Annotated in this window: 12 protein-coding genes; 6 read left to right on the top strand and 6 right to left on the bottom strand. The window is 66.0% G+C overall.

The genetic code is table 11. The features are described from left to right. Position 1: 1 nt before the first annotated feature. Positions 2-5,167, top strand: a complete 5,166-nt coding sequence (locus NP511_RS09935; protein ID WP_049965311.1) for a DNA polymerase II large subunit — start codon at positions 2-4, stop codon at positions 5,165-5,167. Between the two features lie 291 nt (positions 5,168-5,458). Here NP511_RS09935 and NP511_RS09930 read toward each other — a convergent pair whose 3' ends face one another. After that, the gene (locus NP511_RS09930) at positions 5,459-6,370 is read right to left on the bottom strand and encodes an alpha/beta fold hydrolase (RefSeq protein ID WP_049965312.1); all 912 of its coding nucleotides are present in this window, start codon (positions 6,368-6,370) and stop codon (positions 5,459-5,461) included. A gap of 352 nt (positions 6,371-6,722) precedes the next feature. On the opposite strand from NP511_RS09930, the gene NP511_RS09925 reads away from it, so the two are divergent. Further along, positions 6,723-7,061, top strand: coding sequence for a TFIIB-type zinc ribbon-containing protein (locus NP511_RS09925; protein WP_006183028.1), 339 nt, complete (start codon positions 6,723-6,725; stop codon positions 7,059-7,061). A 174-nt stretch (positions 7,062-7,235) separates the two neighbouring features. Beyond that, positions 7,236-8,141 (top strand): ketopantoate reductase family protein, encoded by a 906-nt coding sequence (locus NP511_RS09920; protein WP_049965313.1) that lies wholly within the window; start codon positions 7,236-7,238, stop codon positions 8,139-8,141. A gap of 97 nt (positions 8,142-8,238) precedes the next feature. On the opposite strand, the gene NP511_RS09915 is transcribed toward NP511_RS09920, so the two are convergent. Next, positions 8,239-8,604, bottom strand: a complete 366-nt coding sequence (locus NP511_RS09915; protein WP_006183026.1) for a NifU family protein — start codon at positions 8,602-8,604, stop codon at positions 8,239-8,241. 72 nt (positions 8,605-8,676) lie between these two features. Continuing rightward, complete coding sequence (locus NP511_RS09910; protein ID WP_006648395.1) at positions 8,677-8,994, bottom strand: DUF5783 family protein; 318 nt, start codon at positions 8,992-8,994, stop codon at positions 8,677-8,679. 157 nt (positions 8,995-9,151) lie between these two features. On the opposite strand from NP511_RS09910, the gene NP511_RS09905 reads away from it, so the two are divergent. Next, entirely contained in the window at positions 9,152-9,541 is a 390-nt protein-coding gene (locus NP511_RS09905; protein WP_006648394.1) for a hypothetical protein, read from the top strand. Between the two features lie 32 nt (positions 9,542-9,573). Here NP511_RS09905 and NP511_RS09900 read toward each other — a convergent pair whose 3' ends face one another. Together NP511_RS09900 and NP511_RS09895 are read right to left on the bottom strand one after the other, a co-directional pair. Then, positions 9,574-10,380 carry a DUF7260 family protein gene (locus NP511_RS09900; protein ID WP_049965314.1) on the bottom strand — a complete coding sequence of 269 codons (807 nt, stop codon included), beginning with the start codon at positions 10,378-10,380 and terminating at the stop codon, positions 9,574-9,576. Continuing rightward, the gene (locus NP511_RS09895) at positions 10,377-11,303 is read right to left on the bottom strand and encodes a DUF7551 domain-containing protein (protein WP_049965315.1); all 927 of its coding nucleotides are present in this window, start codon (positions 11,301-11,303) and stop codon (positions 10,377-10,379) included. The genes NP511_RS09900 and NP511_RS09895 overlap by 4 nt, the downstream gene beginning before the upstream one ends. Positions 11,304-12,318: 1,015 nt before the next feature. Between NP511_RS09895 and NP511_RS09890 the strand changes: the two genes are divergently transcribed. Beyond that, positions 12,319-13,074, top strand: coding sequence for a CehA/McbA family metallohydrolase (locus NP511_RS09890; RefSeq protein WP_006183022.1), 756 nt, complete (start codon positions 12,319-12,321; stop codon positions 13,072-13,074). Between the two features lie 329 nt (positions 13,075-13,403). On the opposite strand, the gene recJ is transcribed toward NP511_RS09890, so the two are convergent. Further along, positions 13,404-14,888 (bottom strand): RecJ family nuclease, encoded by a 1,485-nt coding sequence (gene recJ / locus NP511_RS09885; protein ID WP_049965316.1) that lies wholly within the window; start codon positions 14,886-14,888, stop codon positions 13,404-13,406. A 158-nt stretch (positions 14,889-15,046) separates the two neighbouring features. Here recJ and NP511_RS09880 point away from each other — a divergent pair, with 158 nt between their 5' ends. Then, the gene (locus tag NP511_RS09880; RefSeq protein WP_049965317.1) at positions 15,047-15,925 is read left to right on the top strand and encodes a complex I NDUFA9 subunit family protein; all 879 of its coding nucleotides are present in this window, start codon (positions 15,047-15,049) and stop codon (positions 15,923-15,925) included. The last annotated feature ends 25 nt before the right edge of the window (positions 15,926-15,950 follow it).

The following is a 15,950-nucleotide window of genomic DNA, read 5'->3' as shown; positions in this document are numbered from 1 at the left end:
CATGCGCGAAGAAGACGAACAGTACTTCGAGCGACTCGAGGGCCAACTCGAGTCGGCCTTCGACGTGGCCGAACGCGCCAAGGAACGGGGCGGCGATCCGAAACCCGAAGTCGAGATCCCGACCGCGCGGGACATGGCCGACCGCGTCGAGAACATCCTCGGTATCGACGGCGTCGCCGAACGCGTCCGCGAACTCGAGGGGAAGATGAGCCGCGAGGAAGCGGCGCTCGAACTCGCCGAGGACTTCGCCGAGGGACGGGTCGGCGACTACGAGACGAAAGCCGGCAAGGTCGAGGGGGCCGTTCGCACGGCGGTCGCCCTGCTGACCGAGGGCGTCGTCGCGGCACCGATCGAGGGGATCGACAAAGTCGAAATCCTCGAGAACGACGACGGGACGGAGTTCGTCAACGTCTACTACGCCGGCCCCATTCGCTCGGCGGGCGGGACCGCACAGGCACTATCCGTCCTCGTGGCCGACTACACCCGCGCGCTCGTCGGTATCGATCAGTACGGCCCTCGAGAGGAGGAGATCGAACGCTACGCCGAGGAGATCGCCCTCTACGACAAGGAGACCGGCCTCCAGTACTGCCCGAAGGCGAAGGAGGCCAAGTTCATCGCCAAACACCTTCCGATCATGTTGGACGGCGAGGCCACCGGCGACGAGGAGGTCTCGGGCTTTCGCGACCTCGAACGGGTCGACACCAACAGTGCCCGCGGCGGGATGTGTCTCGTCCTCGGGGAAGGGATCGCGCTGAAGGCCCCGAAGATCCAGCGCTACACCCGGAACTTGGACGAGATCGACTGGCCGTGGCTGCAGGACTTAATCGACGGCAACTACTCCGACGACGGCGACGAGGACGACGCCGCCGACGAGGCCGATAGCGACGACGACGCGGACGAGACGGCCGCCGAGGAGAGCGAGGACGGTGACGACACCGCCGACGAACCCGAGGGACCGCCCCGCGTCGACACCTCCGAGAAGTTCCTCCGGGACCTGATCGCCGGCCGGCCGGTCTTCTCCCATCCCTGCGCGGAGGGTGGCTTCCGGCTGCGCTACGGTCGCGCGCGCAATCACGGCTTCGCGACCGCCGGCGTCCACCCCGCCGCGATGCATCTGGTCGACGACTTCCTCGCGACGGGCACCCAGATCAAGACCGAACGGCCCGGGAAGGCCGCCGGCGTCGTCCCCGTCGACTCCATCGAGGGACCGACGGTCAAACTGGCAAACGGCGACGTCCGCCGGATCGACGACCCCGAGGACGCCCTCGAGATCAGAAACGGCGTCGAGAAGATCCTCGATCTCGGCGAGTACCTGGTTAACTACGGCGAGTTCGTCGAGAACAACCACCCGCTGGCCCCCGCCTCCTACACCTACGAGTGGTGGGTCCAAGACCTCGCGGCCGCCGGTGCCGACGTGCAGGCCCTCGAGGACGATCCCCGAATCGACCTCGAGTTCCCCGACCCCGAGGAGGCCCTCGAGTGGGCTACGGAGTACGACGCTCCCCTCCATCCCGAGTACACCTACCTCTGGCACGACATCTCCGTCGATGCCTTTCGCGACCTCGCGGCGGCGGTCGCCGAGGGTCGGATCGAGCGCGACGGCGACGGCAGCGTCAACGGGAACGGGGACGACAGCATCCTCGTCCTCGCGTCCGACGACGGCGTCGCCGACGCCCTCGAGACGATCGTCATTGAACACCGCCAGCGGCCCGACGAGGACCGCATCGAGATCGACGACTGGCGGCCGTTCGTCCGCTCGGTCGGCTGCGAGCCCCGGCAGGCCGTCGCCGACGGCGCGGCGCTCGAGCCCGACCAGCGTCCCGAGATCGAACTCGAGCGCACCTGGACCGACGGCGACCTCTCCGAGCGCGCCCGTACCTGGGGCCACGAGACCGAGGGCGACAACGCCATCGAGGCGGTCAACGAGGTCGCGCCGTTCCGGGTTCGCGAGCGCGCCCCCACGCGGATCGGCAATCGAATGGGCCGGCCGGAGAAATCGGAGAGCCGCGATCTGAGCCCGGCGGTCCACACGCTGTTCCCGATCGGCGAGGCCGGCGGCACGCAGCGCAACGTCGCCGACGCCGCCAAACACGCCGAGACGATGTCGGATACCCCCGGCGTCGTCGAACTCGAGGTCGGCCGCAAGCGCTGTGACTCCTGTGGCACGGAGACGTTCAAGAACCGCTGTCCCGACTGCGACGAACGCACCACGCCGGACTACCGCTGTCCCGACTGTGACCAACAGCTCGAGCCCGACGAGGCCGGCCGCGTCGAGTGCGACCACTGCGAACGCGAGGGCTCCTGCGTCGAGACCCGCGAGATCGACGTCAACGACGAGTTCCGCAGCGCCCTCGAATCGGTCGGCGAACGCGAGAACGCCTTCGAGATCCTCAAAGGCGTCAAGGGACTCTCCTCGCAGAACAAGGTCCCCGAACCGATCGAGAAGGGAATCTTGCGGGCCAAACACGACGTCTCGGCGTTCAAGGACGGCACCGTCCGCTACGACATGACCGACCTCCCCGTGACCTCGGTCCGGGCCAGCGAACTCGACGTCGACGTCGGTCAGCTCCAGGCGCTTGGCTACGAGGAGGACATCCACGGCGAACCCCTGACCCACGAGGACCAACTGGTCGAGCTCAAGGTCCAAGACATCGTCCTCTCGGACGGCGCGGCCGAACACATGCTCCAGACGGCCGACTTCATCGACGACCTCTTGGAGCAGTACTACGGGCTCGAGTCCTTCTACGAGTTCGAGGACCGCCAGGATTTGGTGGGCGAACTCGTCTTCGGGATGGCTCCCCACACGAGCGCGGCAACTGTCGGTAGGGTGATTGGTTTCACGAGCGCGGCCGTTGGATACGCACATCCGTACTTCCATGCGGCAAAGCGGCGGAACTGCTTCCATCCCGAGACGAAGGTCTGGTTCCGGGACGAAGAAGATGAGTGGCACCACGAACCGATCGAAACGCTCGTCGAAGAACGCCTCGATGATCCTGAAACGGACGATTTCGGGACGCTCGTTCAGGAACTCGACGGCGATGTCACTGTCCCATCGATCGACGGGGACGGAGACCTTACGCGAAAACCGGTCGAGGCCGTCTCGAAACACCCCGCGCCCGACCACCTCGTTCGGCTCGAGACGCGGAGCGGCCGCGAAATCACGCTGACGCCGGATCACGAAGTCCACGTATACAAAGGTGGACAACTCCAGTCGAAACGAGCCGCCCAATTGACGGCGGAGGATCACGCCGTCGTTCCAGAGCATCTCGATGTCGTCGATACCGACAACGATTCACACGTGTTCGACCTCCTCGAGGAGTTCCTTGAGGTCGACTCCGTCGATCGATCCCGGCTGATGATCAAGGGACTGGAGAAGGACCGACTATACGAACTCTTCGAGGAACGACTCGGTGACGAGTGGGACGGCCAGTTCTATCCGCTCACGAGTACGGCCGAGTACTTCGATCTGAGCAAGAAGACGTTCAGCAACTATCTGTACCGGGAGAGCTTCCCCGCGGATCTGCTACTCGAACTGTTCGACTCGCAGCAGGAATTCCTCGAGTTCGTCCCGGACGACGTCCAGCTCGGTATGCGTCGTGATCGAACCGAGATCGATCGATTCGTCGAACTCAACGAGCGTGTCGGCACTCTGTTGGGGTATTACGCCGCTGAAGGGTTCGCGCGAGAACAGGAGACGCCGAAGGGAACGATTCACCAAACGACGATCTGCGGAACCGAAGCCGAGGCTCGCGATTTCTACGCCGATGTGTTCCGAGAGGAGTTCGGAGTCGGCCCGTATCGCGAAAACGAGGCGAAAGTGACCGTTTCGGGGCGACTCATGCGCGTCTTCTTCGACTCGGTACTCGAGGCGGGAATCCTCGCGGAGACGAAGCGCGTCCCACAACCGATCTTCGACGCGTCGGACGAGATCGTCGCTGCCTACCTCCGAGGTTATTTCAGCGGTGACGGTGGCGTTGATGCGAACGCGTTGTTGGTCTCTGCGACGACGGTCAGTACCGAACTCAAGGAGGACCTGCTCGCGTTACTGAGTCGGCTGGGAATCTGCGGCCGAGTGACGATCACCGAGCCGGTTCCGCTCTGCGAGAAGTTCCCCGACTTCTACGAAATCGACGACCCGTCGATGTCCGCTCCGACCTACGTCCTTGAGGTGTCATCCGAGGACGCGAGTCAGTTCGCCGAAACTGTAGGATTCCATCTCTCCCGAAAGGCCGACCTCTTGCAGTCACACGTAGACGAAATCGTTCCCCAGGGCCGTCGCGTCTTCGACGGCGGGGACGACGCGTACCTCGTCGAATCGATCTCGTCGGTCGAGTACGTCGAGTCGACCGTCGACTCGGTCTACTGTCTTACCGTTTCCGAGACGCACTCTCTCGTTGCGAACAACCTGTCTCAAAAGCAATGCGATGGCGACGAGGACTGTGTGATGCTCCTGCTCGACGGTCTGCTCAACTTCAGCAAGACGTTTCTGCCCGACCAGCGCGGCGGGAAGATGGACGCCCCGCTGGTCATGTCCTCGCGCATCGACCCCTCCGAGATCGACGACGAGGCCCACAACATGGACGTCGTTTCGCAGTACCCCCGCGAGTTCTACCTCGCGACCCGCGAGCAGGCCGACCCCGAGGACGTCGACATCGAGATCGCCGAGAAGAACCTCGGCACCGACCTCGAGTACACCGGCTTCGATCACACCCACGACACCACCGACATCGCGATGGGGCCCGACCTCTCGGCGTACAAGACGCTGGGTTCGATGATGGACAAGATGGACGCCCAGCTCGAGCTATCGCGCAAGCTCGCGGCGGTCGACGAGACCGACGTCGCCGAGCGGGTCATCGAGTACCACTTCCTGCCGGACCTCATCGGGAACCTACGCGCGTTCTCCCGGCAGGAAACGCGGTGTCTCGACTGCGGCGAGAAGTTCCGACGGATGCCCCTGACCGGCGACTGTCGCGAGTGTGGCGGCCGGGTCAACCTTACCGTCCACAAGGGATCGGTCAACAAGTACATGCAGACTGCGATCCAGGTCGCCGACGAGTACGACTGCCGGCCCTACACCAAACAGCGGTTAGAGGTGCTGGAACGATCGCTCGAGAGCATTTTCGAGAACGACAAGAACAAGCAGAGCGGAATTGAAGACTTCATGTAAACCTAAATTTTGCTCTGCGGGCCAGCATAGCTGGCCCTCGGCAAAATTTAGTATAAAAGCACTCCTCCTTCCGTTCGCTCGGCCTTTCAGGCCTCACTCACATCAGTCGTCGGCCCGCTCGCTCACTGGCTCACGGCTACGCCGTTCGCCTTCCTGCGGCGCTACGCGCCGCGCACCCGTTCGCTCGCGGTCGGAATCGGGTAGCGGCCTGCCCTCCCCCGAGTCGTGCGTCTCTCGCAGTCGCTCGAGGCGCCCTCCCGGCCATCTGCCTGTGCGAACAGCGAGACGGAATCAATCGCCGCTGGCCCGCGTCACGCCGGGCATTCCTTCCTTGGTGTACTGCGGTTCCGGCGCGTGACGGGGGTCTGGCAGCCAGCTCTCGAGGACCTCGTTGAACCGGTCGGGTCGCTCTCGAGGCGTCCAGTGGCCGCAGTCCTCGATGATCTCGAGGTCGGCCTCGGGGATCCGGCCGGCGGCCCGTTGTGACCACTCGAGGGGGACCAGCGGGTCCTGCCGGCCGTGGACGAGCAGCGTCGGCACGGAGAGGGTCTCGAGGTCGTCGACGTAGTTCGTCGCGACCCGGCCGTTGAACGAGAGTTCGTTGTCCTGAAACTGCTTGAACGCCTGTATCGAGCCCGGTTCCTGCAGCTTTTCCCTGACGTCCGCGACGAAGGGGGCGGGGAGGGCGTCGGCGTCCGCGACGAGGCTATCGAGGACCAGCCGGACGCTCCGCGTGGATGCGCTGGCCGCGATTTTCCCGAACTCGGTTGCGCCGGGGAACCGCGAGAGGACCTTCCACTGGAGGGCGCTCGGTAGTCGGTCACCCAGCCCGTAGCTGTCGATCAGCGCCAGCCCCTCGACGCGGTCGGGGTTCGCAAGCGTATAGCCCAGGGCGACGCCGCCGCCCATCGAAATGCCCGCAAGCGTCACTCGATCGAACGGCAGCGTCTCGAGAAAGCCCTCGAGAACGTCGATGTAGCCGTCGACGGTGTGGGTGACGTCGCCGGTGCTGTCGCCGTACTCGGGCCAGTCGATCGCGTAGACGCGATAGTCGTCGGCCAGTGCGTCGATCGCGTGTTGCCAGGAGACGGTCGCGTCGTCGATCCCCGCGCCGTGACAGAGGACGACCGGCGGGCCGTCCGTTCCCGCGCGTCGGTAGGCGACCCGACAGCCGTCGATCGTGGCGACGCCGGTCCCGCTCATGATCGAATCACGTGCCCGTTTCGAGGGCCCGTGACTATCTCAGCGACCGGGTTGCCCGTGCCGGCCGCGACCGGCCACGGGAGACACGCACTACCAGTGGCCGTGTCTGGTGGGACGCCGGCGAGTACTCCCTGGGTGAGACGAACTATCATGATACGGGTTCAGTACTGGGAGTGTATATTGTTTTCTATTAGCACGGTGTGGCTTAACAGTCGTATCTCGTCGCGGTGCTGACGCATCGACTGCAGCCGTCGCTCCGTTCGTGGCCGATTCACGCCGTCTCGAGGCTGTGAGCGGCCACTCGCACAATGCACGCCCTGTCTTTATTCCGATCGGCGGTGTGGCTCCGGTCATGGTCGAAACCGGTGAGAAGCCCGCGGAAGAAGGTGAGCAGGAGGCAATCGAGGCGGTAGAGAAACTCAACTTCGGCCAGCGGGTCTACGACGAGGACGGGAACGAGATCGGGCGGATCCGGGGGTTCGAGCAGAGCGGCGTCTTCGTCACGACCCGCGAGGGCGCGGAGGCGATGAGCGTCGAACACGCCCGCTCGGGCCACGAGTTCGGCGAGGCCGAACTGATGTGGCGCTGCATGGAGTGTGGCGAGATGGGCGAAATCGACGACGGACTGCCCGACCGGTGTCCGAACTGTGACTCCGAGCGCGAGCAGTTGATGTACTGGACCGAGGACTGACTCGAACCGCGTCGACCGGGTTTCTCCACCGGCTAGTCCGCGATTTAATATAGCACGATAGGATTTACGGTGGGTATTGCTCCCGTCTTCGGGCGTCGGCGGGGAACTCGTCCAGCCGGTTCGAGCCGTCCATCGGACGAAACCCGTTTATACCGCTCCGTGTGACCTCGAGCCATGGAGATCGTCGTGTTCGGAGCCGGCAGCCTCGGCAGTCTCGTCGGCGGCCTCCTCGCGCGCGACCACGACGTGACGCTGGTCGCTCGCGAGGACCACGCCCGCGCCGTCCGCGAGTCGGGGCTGTCCCTCGAGGGGGCAGTCGACGGCCCTGACCGCGTCTTCCCGGCGGCGACGACCGACGGCACCGGGCTCGAGGCGGACCTCGCCGTGGTGACCGTCAAGGCCTTCGATACGGCAACGGCGGCCGACCGGCTTGCGACGGGTGCCGTCGACGCGGTTCTTTCGTTGCAAAACGGGATGGGAAACGAATCGATCCTCGCCGACCGGCTCGAGGCCCCGGTTCTCGCCGGGACGGCGACCTACGGGGCCGTCCTGCGGAAGCCAGGCGTCGTCGAGTGTACCGGCGTCGGCGAAGTGGTGCTGGGCGCTCGCGCGGGCGGTCCCTCGTCGCTCGCCGATCGCATCGGCGAGCGGTTCCGCTCGGCGGGCATCGAGACCCTCGTCGCCACGGATATGCCCCACCGGCTGTGGGAGAAACTCGCGGTCAACGCGGGGATCAACGCCGTTACTGCCCTGACCGAAACCGAAAACGGGGCCGTCCTCGACGCGCCGGCGGCCGATCTCTCGCGCGCGGCGAGCCGCGAGACGGCCCGCGTTGCCCGCGCCTGCGGCGTGTCGCTCTCGAGCGACGAGGCGGTGGCTGCCATGGAGGCCGTCGCCGAAGCGACGGCCGCGAACACGTCCTCGATGGCCCAAGACGTTTGCGCCGGTCGGCGCACCGAGATCGACGCGATCAACGGCTACGTGGTCGACCGGGCGGCCGACCACGGTCTCCCGGTCCCGACGAATCGGACGTTGGCAGCGCTGATACGGACGTGGGAACGCGGTCGCGGGTTGCGATAGCGCCGTTCGCTCGGATCAATAATGGACGTTCCGCGACCCGTACCGTCGGCTATCGGGGCGGAAATAGCGGAAAACTCGCGTCGAAACTACGGCGGCGTTAGAACGGTGCTTCGGGGCCTTCGTCGACCTCGCCGTCGTCGTCATCGACGGTTTCGCCGGGGAAGGAGGGACTCATGCCGCCCATCTCCTCTTCGCCGCCGTCCATGCCGGTGGAGGCGTTGACTTTCTCGATTTCGGGAATCTCCTTGACCATCCGGCTCTTGATCGCCTGGATCGTCATCGGCGAGATCCCACAACCGCTGCAGGCGCCACCGAGAGCGATGCTGACTTCGCCGCTCTCGCGATCGATGTCCTGAATCGCTGCGCTGCCGCCGTGCATCTGGATCTGCGGGAAGTTCCGGCGAAGGAAGTTCGTCACGCGCTCCTCGAGGTCGTCCCCGTCGTTCTGGGTCTCGGTGCTCATGAAACGCTCTTGGGTATCAGCCCCCCTAAACCTTCCGTCCGCCATGTTCGTCTGCCACCGTCGCCGACGGCGTTACTCGAACTCGAAGACGCGTCGGAGTTCCGTTTCGATCTCCGTGACGTGTTTCTCGAGGAGTTGCTCGAACCGCTCTTCCTCGACGAGGACGCCGTCGAGACGGCCATAGGGGTCGTCCGGGAGTTCGACCCGGAACTCGCCGTCGCCCTCGTAGAAGGGTTCGCTCTCGTTCAGGACCTGCTGGTCGATCGCATGGACCAGTTCGGAGTCGTAGCTGTCGTTCATCCGGTTGAACGCGTTCTTGTACGCCTGCTGGAGTTCGGGGAAGTAGTTGGCGTACTTGTCCTCGAACTGCTCGGGGTCGAAATCGGCCATACCCGACTCGAGGACGAGCGGAGACAAAAGTCGGACGATCGACCCGTTCGCCCGACTTCTTCGCGACCGACCGTCGACCCGCGGTAGGGGATGCCTACAGAGGTGCCCGCGCTCGCAAGCGGAACGAACACCCCCGCACCCGGCGATATCAGCGTACATGGCTGTCGACCAGGATCCCATTCCCCAGGAGGCCCTGCCGCCGCGCTGGGGCCTCGCAGAACGCTGTGAGGGTCGATTCGTCTACCGACACGCTCGCCCGCGGATCGACCTGATCGCGGACTGTGTCCCCGCACGGTCCCATCCGACCCTCGGGCTCTGTCGACACTGGGAGCTTCAGTATCGCTTTTTCCTCACTGATCGGTCGGTCTCCCGCTCGATCGGGCGCGTCTCGACCCGACGGGCGGCCGTCGACGGCCTGCTCGAGTGCATGCGGCGGGTCCACGAGAGGGTCTCGACGGCCGACGATCCGCTCACGGTCGGGACCGTTCTCGAAGACGTTTCGCTGGCCGATCTCGTTCCGGACCGACTCTCCGAGTCGCCGCCGTAGCGCGGTCCCGCCGGACTGAGACGCGATACGGACTACACGCGCCGAGTCAGGTGGGCCCGGACCGTCCGCTGACAGTCGCCACAGACCCCGTAGAGCCGCGCGGCCGTCGAGAGGAGCGGATATCTAGCCGGCTGCGCGGAGTACACCGACTCGACCAGCGTCCGATACCGGGTCCCGCCCGGCCCGTACCGGTTCGTCGTCTCGGTGAGCTGTGACTGCCGCCGGGCAGTCAGTTCGTCGAGTCGCTCCCGGTAGCGCTCGAGGCGGTCGTGTTTCGCCCGCAGCGTCTCGAAATCACATTGTAGCAGCGACTCTTCGGCCGTCGACTGCAGCCACGTCAGGACCTCGTCGACCTCGTCGATCGCCGCGACGACGGTCTCCCGTTCGGTCTCGAGGGTCTCCCGAACGACGTCGACCTCGCGGCGTCTGGTGGCGATCTCCTCGAGAACCGCGCGTTTGAGCGTCGGCGTCCAGCCCGTTTCGGCGGCGAGCGCGACGGCGACGTCCTCGTTCAGTTCGGCCGCGATCGTCTCGACGAGCGGTTCGTCGTCCGCGAGATCGGCGGTGCTGTGGGGTGCGACCGTCTCGGCGAAGGCCTCGCGAACGGCGACACACTCCTTCCCGTCCGTCGTCGCGCTCGCGCCGCCCGCTTCACCCGCCGTCGTCATCGCGACCGGCGCCGCCGCGGTCGTCCCTCCGCGGCCCGTCGCCGGGTTCGTCGCTGGGAGGTCACGGACGCGCCGGGCGAACGTCCCGAACGCCTCGTCCCGAGTGGCTATCGCCGCCAGTTCCCGGTCGACGCAGTCGGGGGCGCCGTGGAGCGCGGTCGATCCGGTCATGGCTGCTTCCCTCGAGTACAGACGAGTCCGGCCGCCGTTCCCACGTTGCTGGTGAGGACGAATTCCCAGTCGCCATCGCCGAGGGCCCGCACGTCGGTGACGGCCGGTGTGTCGGCCGTTTCCGACCGTCGCAACACGTCGATCCCGATCGGCAGCGTCGGGAACCGCCGGTCGCCACACTCGATGGCGTACCCCCGCAGCGAGACGGTCCATACGTCCCGGTCCCCGGCCGCTGTCGACCCGCGGCTCAGTCCGTACTCCCGAAGCAGCGACAGCGAGTCCAGGAACTCGAGGCTCGCGGCGACCGGATCCGCAGCCGACGCCACCGGCGGGAGGTTCGACGCCGCTGCCTCCAGCAGGCGGGTCCGCTCGGCCGCCGCGAGGTGGGTCTCTAACTCCGCGGCCATCGCCTCGAGCAACACCAGACAGAGCGTGTTCGGGTCTGTCGTCGCCTCGGCCGCGGCCAGATACGTCTCCATGATCGCTCGCTCTGCGGCGTCGTGATCGCGGGCCGACAGCGCCTCGAAGACGGAGCCGGAGACGTCGTGGCAGAAGCTGATCAGGGGGTCGTCGTCCGCGGGCGCGCTTCCGGTCGTCGACGCCGAGACCGCCTCTTCCGCCCGTGGCTGTCCCGACTCCGGGGTCGGCCGACTCGAGGCCGTCGGCGTCGGGTCGTCGCCGGACCGCTCCTGACAGACGACCGGATCGTAAAACGGGAGCTGTGGATCGTAGCGTCTGAGCGCGGCGCGGTACTGTTCGGTCGCCTGTGCGGCGTCGGCCGCGGCGGTCCGCGTCGGGAACCGCTGTCCGGCAACCGGGACGGGGCGCTCCCCGGAGCGGGCACAGACGACGTAGTAGTTCCCGTCGTCGCTGGCCAACTGTTCGATGTGATGGCGAATCTCTCGGAGCGTGGTTCCGACCATGGGTTCCTCCTGTCTCGTCCCCGAAGAGCCGACTCCGAGCCGTTCGAGGTGGCTCGAGTGCCCATCGGCGACGGTGTTGTTATCGTTTAGGCCAACCTAAACAATGATAAGTCCATCGGAATTTAGGCCGGCCTAATTCACCCGTTCACGCGAACGATCCGGCAAACCCGGCTCGAGAATCCGGTAACAGGTGATTTCCGGTCGATCCCCTGTTCGCTCTTTCTGACCGACTATCACCAATTCTGTATACCGAAATGGAATATATGATCGGGCCGCGTTCCGGTCGGCTGGGTCACGATTCCCCGACGAGACGTCCTGTCGCCGGGTCACACGACCGTTTACGAGGATTCGGCCATCTATTGTGGCCGCTTCCTCGAGCGCGGGCATCCGCTACGTCTCGCGACGCGGCGAAAGCGACGGATTCGACCGACGCTCGAGACGGTCGTGCGCCACGTAGCGACTCCGATGCGGTCGTGCGGTTCGGCGGCTGGCTGCTGTCGCGCCGGCTCGGTCCCCGGTGTGAATGGCCAGTTGCCGGCTGCCTACCGGCGACGACCGAACGAAACCGACCTCCTCCTGACCTCCCACGGGGTCACGTCGTGCCCTCGAACGGAGTCCCCGGCCTCGAGTGGTCCACCCGTCACCCGTCGGCTATCGATCCCATCGTGGGCACCGGTGAATACCGGTCACGTTGACGACCGTCGACGCAGTGGGGTCGTTCGCTCGCGACTCGGGATCAGCGACTCCCGTGATGACTGTTCACGGCTGCTCGTCGACCATCGAGTATGGTGTTTCCGCTGATGTAATCCGCTGACACCGCGTTTTCACCGTTTTGCTGCCGTCTCGCCGTTCGCGACTGCCGCTCTCGAGTCGCCCGTTCCATCCCCTATTAAACTGAATAACGATATATTGAATTGGGCGACGGCTCGACGATGCCCCGATCGCCGCGACACACAGTGTTTATGCTCGGCAACGAGCTATTGGTAGTCACGACGCGCAGGCCAGTCATTCCCCTATGTCCTCTCAGATTCCGTTCGCGATCGACTTTCACGTGCATTCGGACGACTCCTACGACGGCCACGAACCGATCGAACTCATCCTCGAGCAGGCCGCCGACATCGGACTCGACGGCGTGGTGATCACCGACCACGACGAGATCTCGGAGTCGCGGCGGGCTGCCGACCTCGCGCCCGACTACGGGTTGATCGGCATCCCCGGCGTCGAGGTGTCGACGCGACACGGGCACCTGCTGGCGATCGGGGTCGAGGAACGGCCCGATCCCGGCCAGCCGTTCATGGCAACCGTCGAGACCGTCCGCGAGCTGGGCGGGGTCGCGATCGTTCCCCATCCGTTTCAGCGCAGTCGCCACGGTGTCCGCAAGCGCTATATCGAGGACGCCGACGCGATCGAGACCTACAACTCGATGGTCTTTACCGGGTATCGCAACCGTCGGGCCCGGACTTTCGCCAGCCGGCGGGACTACCCACAGATCGGTGCCAGCGACGCCCACTACCTGCCCAACGTCGGCAAGGCTTACACCGAGGTGCTGGTCACGCCCGAGGCCGCGACCCCGACCAAAGCCGACATCGACGGCGACGACCTCGTCGAGGCGATCCTCGAGGGCCGGACCCAGATCCGCGGCAAGCGCACGCCGATCCGGAAAAGCGCCGTCCAGTACGGCAAGGGAGCAGTGCGCAAGGCGACCTACATGTTCACCTCGCGCGCGCCACTGTTACCGACGGTGCCGGCCTCGATGGACCGATCGACCTGATTCGTGGGTAGCGGAACCGAGTTGCGTCGCCGTTCCGTCTCCGTTCCGTTCGAACCGGTATCACACCGGCAGACTTGCGTACCGGATTCCAAAATCGGGTCGAGTCTGCTATCGTGGCTGCAGTGAGTCGCCACGGCCTCCCCAACCGACTCACTCGCTGCTCACGGCTCCCTCCGGTCACCGTTCGCTTTCGAGACCTCACTCCGTTCGGCCTCGCACCGCTCGTTCGTTCCCTCGCACGACGTCGTGAGACGGCTCACTGGTCATTCGCCGTCTCACAGCGCGCGCCACCGCAGACCGGTCGAACGGTCCGAGCTGCGACGACAGTACTAGGACAGTTGCTCGCCGACGAGATCGTCGGCGCGGTCGACGAACGTCTCCTCTTCGCCTTTCGGTACCGTCGCGCCCGCGGCCACGTCGTGACCGCCGCCGTCGCCGCCGACGGCGCGGGAGGCTTCACCCATTACGACCGAGAGGTCCAGTCCCTGCCGGACCAGCGAGTGGGTCCCTCTGGACGAGACCTTGACCTCCTCGTCGTTCTTCTCTGCAAAGGCGATGATGGGCTTCGAACGACTGATTCCCTCGTTGCCCATCGCCATCCCGGCGACGATGCCGACGATGGTCTCGCGGATCTCGTCGCCCGCGTGGAACCACTGGATGTGGTCTTCTTGGGTCGCCCCCTTGCGTGTGACCAAATCGATCCCGTTCGAGAGGTTCCGCCGGTGTTCGCGCAGGAGCTGTCGGGCCCGCTCGAGCGCGCCGTCGCGATCGCCCAGACAGACCCCGAGGCCGACGTCAGCCCGCTCGTAGCGGGCGGTCGCGTTCAAAAGCGTCGAGAACTCGCTGGCATCCCGGAGTTCGGTGCCGACCGGCTCCTCGCTCAGGACGTAGGCCGTACTGACGAGTTCGTCGATCTTTGTTGCGGGGACGCCGCTCGAGACCGCCCGCTGGACGAGCGCGCTGGCGACGGTCCGTTTCTCGTCGTTCGAGAGATCGGCCCACGTTCGCCACTCGCCGTCGCGTTGCAACTCGAGATCCAGCCCGTCGAGAAAGCGCAGCGCCCCGTTCTCGTCGTTCGAGATGCCGGGAATGTGAACGTCGGTGGCGTACTCGAGCAGTTTGGGAAGCGGCCGGGTCTGCTTGCCATAGAGCGCGAGGTCCTTGCCCGTCTCGAGGACGCCGGCCTCGACGCCCTCTTCGACGATCTTCGCGTTCGCGCCGTGGAGTTGGCCGCTGGAGGCCTGCATGTCGCCGACCGCGCCGACCACTGCGAGGGCGGCGAGATCGCGGTTGTCCGCGCGGGCGTCGGCTGTTCCCGACGCGGTGATCGTCCCTCCATCGGTCGCGACCGACGAACCGGGACCGCCGTCCGCTACGTCCGCGAGCGCCCGTGCAAGGACGTAGCTCGCGCCCGCTCCCGACAGCTCCGACGCGCCGTTGATCCCGAACAGCAGCGGATTGAGGTGGTACTCGGTCTCCCGGTCGGCGGGCTGGTGGTGGTCGGCGATGACGGGGGTAAAGTCGCCCGCGTCCTCGTGGTCGCCGATGAGATCGAGCTGGCCGCTCCCGAAGTCGGTAAAAAGGACGGTGTCGTACTCCGTCGCCGCGATCGCCGCGATCGCCTCGTCGTCGAGCTGTTTCTCGAAGACCGTCTCGAACGGAATCCCCGCCCGCTCGAGCGCCTGTGCGGCGATCGCGGCGCTGGTGAGTCCGTCGGCGTCGATGTGTGAGGCAAGCAGCACGCGGTCGGCCGCACACAGCCGCTCGGCGCACGCGACCGCACGATCCTCGAGTTCGGGAACCGGCCCTGTCATCGGTGCATCGGTCGATGATGGGGCGCCATCGGGGATAAATTTCCGGATGCACGTTCCCCCGTCCGACGTGTCACGTCCCGGCGCTCGAGCGTTCCGAACCGGATTGTGTGCCGTCAGTACAGCGGTAACATTAGGTTGCGTTGGCCGAATAAAAGCGTATGAACGTCCTGATCGCGGGCGGTACGGGATTCGTCGGCCGTTCCCTCTGTCGCGTTTTGGTCGACCGCGGACACGCGGTGACGGCCGCCTCGCGGACGCCCGACGCGGCCGGATTGCCGGACGGCGTCGAGACGACGACGCTGGACGTGACCGAACCGGATCTCACCGACGCCGTGACCGGTCACGAGGCGGTCGTCAACCTCGTAGCGCTCCCTTCTCACGTCCAGCCCCGCGGCCGGAGCCACGAGGCGGTCCACTACGACGGGACGCGCCACCTCGTCTCGGCCAGCGAGGACACCGGCGTCGAGCGGTTCGTCCAGCTGAGCGGACTGGGCGTCGACGGCGGCGTGGAGACGGCGTACTTCCGAGCCAAGCGGCGAGCAGAGCGCGTCGTCCGCGATTCGAGTCTCGAGCACGTGATCTACCGCCCGTCGGTCGTCTTCGGCGACGGCTGTGCGTTCGTGTCGTTCGTCGAGCGGATGGTCCCGCCGCTCGTGACGCCGCTGCCCGGCGGCGGCCGGATGCGACTCCAGCCGATCTGGGTCGAGGACCTCGCCCCGCTGATCGCCGATGGACTCGAGGACGACCGCCACGCGGGCGGGTGTTACGAGATCGGTGGCCCCGAGCGGCTCACCCTCGCGGAGACGGTGACGACGATTCGCGGCGGTGGCGTCGTCGTGCCGATTCCGATGGCCGTCGCCGGACTCGCGGCGCGAGCCGTCGACCCGCTCCCCTGGCCCCCGTTCGGTCGCGATCAGTACCGCGTGCTTGGGTTGGAGAATACGACGGCCGACGACGCCCTCGCAGCCTTCGGCGTCGATCCGGACGCGCTTTGCACGCTGTCGGCGTACATCGAACGGTCTCGAGGTGAGCGATAGATGCGAACGACGGGTGCAGGCGACC

The sequence above is a fragment of the Natrinema thermotolerans genome (genome assembly GCF_031165565.1).
Classification (GTDB): Archaea; Halobacteriota; Halobacteria; order Halobacteriales; family Natrialbaceae; genus Natrinema; species Natrinema thermotolerans.
Note: the sequence above shows the minus strand (reverse complement) of the source record. Positions and strands in the feature narration are given on the sequence as shown.

Coding starts and splice junctions, on each gene's coding strand:
- NP511_RS09935 (WP_049965311.1), top strand. CDS start 2: ATGCGCGAAGAAGACGAACAGTACTTCGAGCGACTCGAGGGCCAACTC.
- NP511_RS09930 (WP_049965312.1), bottom strand. CDS start 6,370: ATGAGCGGGACCGGCGTCGCCACGATCGACGGCTGTCGGGTCGCCTAC.
- NP511_RS09925 (WP_006183028.1), top strand. CDS start 6,723: ATGGTCGAAACCGGTGAGAAGCCCGCGGAAGAAGGTGAGCAGGAGGCA.
- NP511_RS09920 (WP_049965313.1), top strand. CDS start 7,236: ATGGAGATCGTCGTGTTCGGAGCCGGCAGCCTCGGCAGTCTCGTCGGC.
- NP511_RS09915 (WP_006183026.1), bottom strand. CDS start 8,604: ATGAGCACCGAGACCCAGAACGACGGGGACGACCTCGAGGAGCGCGTG.
- NP511_RS09910 (WP_006648395.1), bottom strand. CDS start 8,994: ATGGCCGATTTCGACCCCGAGCAGTTCGAGGACAAGTACGCCAACTAC.
- NP511_RS09905 (WP_006648394.1), top strand. CDS start 9,152: ATGGCTGTCGACCAGGATCCCATTCCCCAGGAGGCCCTGCCGCCGCGC.
- NP511_RS09900 (WP_049965314.1), bottom strand. CDS start 10,380: ATGACCGGATCGACCGCGCTCCACGGCGCCCCCGACTGCGTCGACCGG.
- NP511_RS09895 (WP_049965315.1), bottom strand. CDS start 11,303: ATGGTCGGAACCACGCTCCGAGAGATTCGCCATCACATCGAACAGTTG.
- NP511_RS09890 (WP_006183022.1), top strand. CDS start 12,319: ATGTCCTCTCAGATTCCGTTCGCGATCGACTTTCACGTGCATTCGGAC.
- recJ (WP_049965316.1), bottom strand. CDS start 14,888: ATGACAGGGCCGGTTCCCGAACTCGAGGATCGTGCGGTCGCGTGCGCC.
- NP511_RS09880 (WP_049965317.1), top strand. CDS start 15,047: ATGAACGTCCTGATCGCGGGCGGTACGGGATTCGTCGGCCGTTCCCTC.